This is a genomic window from Paraburkholderia sp. LEh10 (genome assembly GCF_017814945.1).
Taxonomy (GTDB): domain Bacteria; phylum Pseudomonadota; class Gammaproteobacteria; order Burkholderiales; family Burkholderiaceae; genus Paraburkholderia.
In genome coordinates, this window is the sequence record NZ_JAGIPX010000063.1 from 38,581 (window position 1) to 45,427 (window position 6,847).

The 6,847-nt window shown below is 61.3% G+C and carries 6 protein-coding genes; 5 read left to right on the top strand and 1 reads right to left on the bottom strand.

The genetic code is table 11. The features are described 5' to 3' along the window. Positions 1-112: 112 nt before the first annotated feature. The 4 genes from J8I87_RS34870 to J8I87_RS34885 all read left to right on the top strand — a co-directional run bounded on the left by J8I87_RS34870 (position 113) and on the right by J8I87_RS34885 (position 3,559). The gene (locus J8I87_RS34870) at positions 113-958 is read left to right on the top strand and encodes a hypothetical protein (RefSeq protein WP_209936843.1); all 846 of its coding nucleotides are present in this window, start codon (positions 113-115) and stop codon (positions 956-958) included. A 186-nt stretch (positions 959-1,144) separates the two neighbouring features. Continuing rightward, positions 1,145-2,113 (top strand): hypothetical protein, encoded by a 969-nt coding sequence (locus tag J8I87_RS34875; protein WP_209936845.1) that lies wholly within the window; start codon positions 1,145-1,147, stop codon positions 2,111-2,113. 56 nt (positions 2,114-2,169) lie between these two features. Next, on the top strand, positions 2,170-2,382 hold the full coding sequence (locus tag J8I87_RS34880; protein ID WP_245254372.1) for a PAAR domain-containing protein: 213 nt from the start codon (positions 2,170-2,172) through the stop codon (positions 2,380-2,382). A gap of 340 nt (positions 2,383-2,722) precedes the next feature. Next, positions 2,723-3,559, top strand: a complete 837-nt coding sequence (locus tag J8I87_RS34885) for a DMT family transporter (protein WP_209936848.1) — start codon at positions 2,723-2,725, stop codon at positions 3,557-3,559. A 21-nt stretch (positions 3,560-3,580) separates the two neighbouring features. On the opposite strand, the gene J8I87_RS34890 is transcribed toward J8I87_RS34885, so the two are convergent. Further along, positions 3,581-5,131: a PLP-dependent aminotransferase family protein gene (locus tag J8I87_RS34890; protein ID WP_209936849.1), complete on the bottom strand. Its 1,551-nt coding sequence runs from the start codon at positions 5,129-5,131 to the stop codon at positions 3,581-3,583. 120 nt (positions 5,132-5,251) lie between these two features. Between J8I87_RS34890 and J8I87_RS34895 the strand changes: the two genes are divergently transcribed. Continuing rightward, positions 5,252-6,535 (top strand): 4-aminobutyrate--2-oxoglutarate transaminase, encoded by a 1,284-nt coding sequence (locus J8I87_RS34895; protein WP_209936851.1) that lies wholly within the window; start codon positions 5,252-5,254, stop codon positions 6,533-6,535. Positions 6,536-6,847: the final 312 nt, after the last annotated feature.

A 6,847-nucleotide genomic window follows, 5' to 3' on the forward strand; every position in this document is an offset into this window, starting at 1 on the left:
GTTTCAACGCGTTCCGTACGCGGTCGCGATATGGGCTACCGCGACCCTGACCGCGTGTTCGCCAATTGCAACGCAACCTTCGACCGCAAAAAACACTATCGGAATAGTCGCCATGAACAGTAACCAGTCTCCTAGTAGCGCCAACCAGACGGGGATTCCTGATAACCGGATTAACTGGGTGAAAAATCCACTAGTTACACAGATCAAGTTTGCAGGGGCATCTGTATATGACGAAGCTGTCGAGGTGCGTTATAACATTTTGGTCAGCAATCCAACTGACAAAGACGTTCGGGCGACCGGCAAACCAACGCCGGACAACGCATTTGAGCGACTCTATTCCGAAGGGAAAGAGATAGAGCCGCATTCTTCACGCGAAGATAACAGCATTATGGCGATCAAGGCGGCGCCACGGGACGAAGATGTCAAGTTCTATCGTTACAACATCAAAGCACACGACAGTTGGAAAAGTCCCATACCTGCCGAGTTTGTGATTATGAGCAGCCAATTGATTTTCGGCACCCATTTCTACGAACTAGTCTACTGGCAAAGCCAGCTTGACTGGATCGACGTGCGCGAAGTCCTTCAGCGGACTGATGCGCAAGGCAAGGGCCGCATGCGTTACCCGATCACCGATAACGCGCCATCGAACCGCCTGTACTTCAAGGTTTATAAACCCACTGATGAGGAAGCGGCCAAGGGTCGCAAGATCGAGTTCCTCGGCGAGGTCGATGCCCGGACGCAGGTGCCTGCGTTTCCTTTTGCACGCCCCGGCGATTTCTCACCACGCTCCGGATACTGGCAGGCGGTAGGCGAAACCATCGACATGATCGGCGGCTACCATGAGGCGTTCGTCAAGGAAGGCGAACAGATGCCGAACCTGCCGGGCGATGTGGGCGTCGATCCGTTCAGCTTCCAGTGGAAGTACGTCGGAGAGCAGTCGAACGCTCAGGCACGATAACAGCGGAGGCTTTCACGTATGCAAAGGACCAGGTTATCGCGCTACCGGCTACAACCAGCGATCCAAAGAACTTCAATGGCCGCACCCCTTATGGTGCACTGGCAGCGCGGGTGCTGGCTGAATTTTCGCCGAACTGGGCACTAGCCAATGCCGAGAGCATCGCTTTTTTTATCCAGAGTGCAAAAGATGAACCAGAAGTTTCTGCGTGAGCGGCGACGCATCCGGCATGCGGTCGCGCTATGGAGTGTCGTGACCCTGACAGCGTGTTCGCCCGTAGCGATGCAACCTTCAATCAACAAGACCAGTTCCATGAATAGTAACCAGACCTCCAGCAGAGCCAACCGGACCGGGATTCCTGACAACCGGATAAACTGGATGAAGAATTCACTGATTACACGGATTGAGTTCGTGGACGGAGTAGTACGTGAAGATAGCGTAAAGATCCGGTACAACCTGTCATTCACTAACCCGACAGGTTCTGACATTAAGGCAACCGGCAAGCCGACACCGGATGGTCCGCTGGTACGGCTCTATTCCGAAGGGAAAGAGATAGAGCCGCGGGCACGGCGTGAAGACAACAGCATCATGGCAATCAAAGCGGCGCCACGTGACGATGAAATCAAGCGGCACAGTTACGTGTTTCATGCAAAGCAGCGGATTGACGGTGGGATCCCCGATGAATTTGTGATCGAGAGCAGCCAGTTCCTTACCGGCACGCATATTTACGAAATGGTCTACTGGCAAAGCCAGCTTGACTGGATCGACGTGCGCGAAGTCCTTCAGCGGACTGATGCGCAAGGCAAGGGCCGCATGCGTTACCCGATCACCGATAACGCGCCATCGAACCGCCTGTACTTCAAGGTTTATAAACCCACTGATGAGGAAGCGGCCAAGGGTCGCAAGATCGAGTTCCTCGGCGAGGTCGATGCCCGGACGCAGGTGCCTGCGTTTCCTTTTGCACGCCCCGGCGATTTCTCACCACGCTCCGGATACTGGCAGGCGGTGGGCGAAACCATCGACATGATCGGCGGCTACCATGAGGCGTTCGTCAAGGAAGGCGAACAGATGCCGAACCTGCCAGGCGACGTGGGCGTCGACCCGTTCAGCTTCCAGTGGAAGTACGTCGGAGAGCAGTCGAACGCTCTGGCACGATAACAGCGGAGGTTTTCATGCGCCCGGTTGTACTTGTGGGTCATCGTCACATGTGTCCAATGCACGGCGTAGGTACTGTAACGACTGGAATAAGCGGAGTGACCGTCAACGGTCGCGCTGTTGCACGCATTGGTGACCTGACGAGTTGCGGCGCCACCATCGTCACCGGCTCGACATCCGCATTCGAAGGCGCTGGCGTTGCCCGAAAAGGCGATCTGACGAGTCACGGTGGGACGCTAGATGAAGGCGACAACGGATGGCTATTTGACTGATCGGCGTGTCGTAGTGCAGAGCGCCTTGATGGTGTTGTTCGCTACGCCGTAGATCGCGAGGGCCACGCACGGCGCTCGCGTTCGCCGCGTGGAAGCGGTCGAACAGCCCGTTTTCCTCGCCGTACCTGCGTTCGGCCCCGAGCTTTTGAAATGCCCCGCACAGGGACAACGCCCGCGCCGCGTGGCGCATCACGGATGCCCAGCGACAGCGGCAAAGCAAACCCCATTCGCGGATTCCAGCGATAGAGCAAAACAAACCACATCGCAAATACTCGCAACAGCAGCAAACCAAACGGCCCCGCGTAGGGAATAATCCATCTTTTCCGCCCGCACGCTTTCGATGGAAACCCTCATCGTTCTGCTCGTCCTGTTCTCCGCGATGCTCCACGCGAGCTGGAACGCATTCCTGCGTCTCGCAGAAGACCGCATCTGGCTGCTCGGCATGATGTCGATTCCGTATATCGCCGTCAGCGCAATCGGCGTCGTCGCGCTGCCGCTGCCCGCGCCAGCCGCGTGGCCCTACATCGCCGCCTCCGTCGTGCTCGAATTCGCCTACTGCCTCGCGCTGATCCGCGCGTATCGCAGCGGCGACTTCGGCCAGATCTATCCGATTGCGCGCGGACTCTCGCCGCTGCTGGTGTTCGCAGGCGCGCTCGTGTTCGCGCATGAGACGCTAAAGCCGCTCGCGGCAACGGGCGTCGCGCTGGTGTCGATCGGCATCGTGTCGCTCGCGTTTCGCCGCAACATGCGCTTTTCCGGCGAAAGCGTGCCCTACGCGCTGCTCACAGGGTTCTTCATCTCAGCCTATTCCATCGTCGACGGAATCGGCGCGCGCGTCGCAGGCAATGGGCTCAGCTACATCATGTGGGTCTATCTGCTGTGGAACGTGCCGCAGTTTCTGCTCGTGTGGCACTGGCGCGGCGGCGCGAAAGGACTTTTCACGTCGCGCGAGACGATGGCCAAAGGCATGCTCTCGGGCGTCATCGCGTTGAGCGCGTACTGCCTGATCATCGAGGCCTATCGCTATCTGCCCATCGCAATGGTCTCCGCGCTGCGCGAACTCAGCTCGATCTTCGCGGTGCTGATCGGCTTCTCGTTCATGCACGAGAAGCTGACCGCGCGGCGCATCTTCGCGTGCACGCTCGTCACGCTCGGCGCGGTGCTGATCCGTCTGTAGCCGCCGCGCCGCCCGCGCCATTCAGGCGAAGAGCGGCAAGGTGGTGTCGATCGCGTCCGCAAGCGTGTCGAACGCGGGCGCGATCTCCTCGTCGGGCACGCACGCATAGCCGATCAACAGCCCCGACTGCGCGCGCGACGGTTGCGCATAGTAGCCGGACAACGGTCGCACGACGATGTTGCGTTCGAGCGCCGCCGCGGCAACGGCACGGTCGTCGGTGCCTTCGGGCAGTTGCATCACCAGATGCAGGCCCGCATCGCCGCCCACTGCGGGAAGCGCATCGCCATAACGCCGCGCGGCGACCTCGAGCAGCGTCGAGCGGCGCTGTCCGTACAGCGTGCGCATCTTGCGGATATGCGACGTGAAATGCCCTTCGGCGATGAACTCCGCGAGCATCGCCTGCTGCAGTAACTGCCCTTCGCGATAGAGCTCGGCGCTCGCCGTCGCGAAACTCTCCGCCAGCGCCTCGGGCACGACGAGGTAACCGATCCGCAAGCCCGGAAACAGCGTCTTGCCGAAGCTGCCGACGTAAATCACCTGCCCCGCCGTATCGAGCCCCTGCAACGATGCGAGCGGCCGGCTGCCGTAGCGGTATTCGCTGTCGTAATCGTCCTCGATGATCCAGCACTGGTTCTGCCGCGCGTATTCGAGCAGCATCCGGCGGCGCGCAAGGCTCATGACCATGCCGAGCGGATATTGGTGCGATGGCGTCACGAGAATCAACTTCGGCGGATGCGCGAGGTCGTCGGGCGACGGGTTGATGCCTTCGTCGTCGACGGCAATCGGGCGCGACTTCAGGCCGGATACGTGCATCACGCTGCGCACGCCCCAATAACAGGGGTCTTCCGTCCAGATCACGTCGCCGGGATCGGAGAGCAGACGCACGGCGAGATCGACCGACTGGTGAATGCCCGTCGTGATGATGATCTGCTCGGGCGTGCAGCGCACCGAGCGCGACGTGCGCAAATAGTCGGCAAGCGCGTGACGCAGCAGCGACAGGCCGCCGCCCGGCGCATAGGTCAGCAGATCGGGCCGCAGGCGCCGCCAGTACTTGTTGTGCAGGCGGCTCCATACGCGCGCCGGAAAACGGGTGACGTCCGGCACGCCCGGCATGAACGCGCCCCACTGACGCTTCGACACCCCCGCGCCCGCGATCAGCCGCGCGCCGCGCTGCGACAGCGCGCGCGCGGCGTGCTGCGGAGCGTTGGGCTGCGAAGGCGGCGGCGCCTGCCGCAACTGCCGCAACGCGGCGGCGGACGGCAGCCAGGAAGCCTGCGCCTCGGGCGAGCCGACGATTTCATCCGGCGACGTATCGGCGACGAACGTGCCGCGCCCCGTCGCCGACGAAACGTAGCCCTCCAGCGCGAGCTGCTCGTAGACTTGCGTGACGGTGTTGCGCGCGATGCCGAGCTCGTTGGCGAGCAGCCGCGACGACGGCACCTTGGTGCCCGGCGGCAACTCGCGCGTCAGAATGGCCTGCTGCAGCAGCCGATGAAGCTGCCGGTAGATCGGCTGCCCATTGCCGCGATCCAGACGCTGGGCCAGCCAGTCGGACAAGACGCTCGCGCGCATAAATTGGCTCCTGTTTTTTTACTGAAATGGCTCTGAAACCTAGAGCCAAATTTAATTATAGTCGCAGCATGTGCCGCGATGAACGCGAGCGCCTGAACGAACCCCAAACAGGAGATCTCCGTGAAGAATGCTGAACTGAAGAGCCGCAAGGACGCCGCCACGCCGCGCGGCGTGGGCGTGATGTGCGATTTCTACGCTGCGCGCGCTGAGAATGCGGAGCTGTGGGACGTCGAGGGCCGCCGCTTCATCGATTTCGCGGCGGGCATCGCGGTGTGCAACACGGGGCATCGTCATCCGAAGATCGTCGAGGCCGTGCGCGCGCAACTGGACAACTTCACGCACACCGCCTATCAGATCGTGCCGTACGCGTCGTATGTCGAACTGGCGGAGAAGATCAACCAGCGCGCCCCGGGTGATTATCCGAAGAAGACGGCGTTCTTCACGACGGGCGCCGAGGCTGTCGAAAACGCGATCAAGATCGCGCGCGCGGCGACGGGCCGGTCGGGTGTGATCGCGTTCACGGGCGGCTTCCATGGCCGCACGATGATGGGCATGGCGCTGACGGGGAAGGTCGCGCCGTACAAGCTGAACTTCGGTCCGTTCCCGGCCGACGTGTTCCATGCGCCGTTCCCGAACCCACTGCATGGCGTGACGACGGCGGATTCGCTGAAGGCGATCGACTATCTGTTCAAGGCCGATATCGATCCGAAGCGCGTCGCGGCGATCATTTTCGAGCCGGTGCAAGGGGAAGGCGGCTTCTATCCGGCGCCCGCCGAGTTCGTGCGCGCGCTGCGCAAGCTGTGCAACGAGCACGGCATTCTGCTGATCGCAGATGAAGTGCAAACGGGTTTTGCGCGCACGGGCAAGCTGTTTGCGATGAACCACTATGACGTCGTGCCCGATCTGATGACGATGGCGAAGAGCCTGGCGGGCGGCATGCCGCTGTCGGGTGTGGTCGGGCGCGCCGACGTGATGGATGCGGCGGCGCCGGGCGGGCTGGGCGGCACGTATGCCGGCAATCCTCTCGCGGTTGCTTCGGCGCATGCCGTGCTCGACATCATCGACGAAGAGAACCTTTGTGAGCGGGCGGTGACGCTGGGCGACCGCTTGAAGGGACGGCTGACCGCGCTGCAGTCGGAAGTGCCGCAGATCGCGGATGTGCGCGGGCCGGGAGGCATGGTGGCCGTCGAGTTCTGCAAGCCGGGCACGTCGGAGCCGGACGCGGATTTCACGAAGCGCGTGCAGACGCGGGCGCTCGAGCGCGGGCTGTTGCTGCTGGTGTGCGGGGTTTATTCGAACGTCGTTCGATTCCTGTTCCCGCTGACGATTCAGGATTCTGTATTTGATGAGGCTCTTTCTATTCTTGAAGACGTAGTGAAAGAGACTGTCGGCGTGGCTGCCTAAGTTTTTTTGCCTGCGGCGGCTTTTTGTAGTCGCCGTTTTTTTTGGTTTATTTGTCTGCGACGCCGCTGTTTGGTTTGCTTTGCCCTGCGCGGGCATTCGCGATGCGATTTGTTTTGCCACTATCGCTGGCATCCGCGATGCAGTTTGTTTTGCCTTTGCGCTGGCATCCGCGATGCGTTTTGTTTTGCCGCTATCGCTGGCATCCGCGATTGCGGTCTGTTCTGCCGCTATCGCTGGCATCCGCGATAGCGCCTCGCGGCGCTGGCGTTGCCCCTGTGCGGGGCGGCACTTACTTTCTTTGCCGCCGCAAAG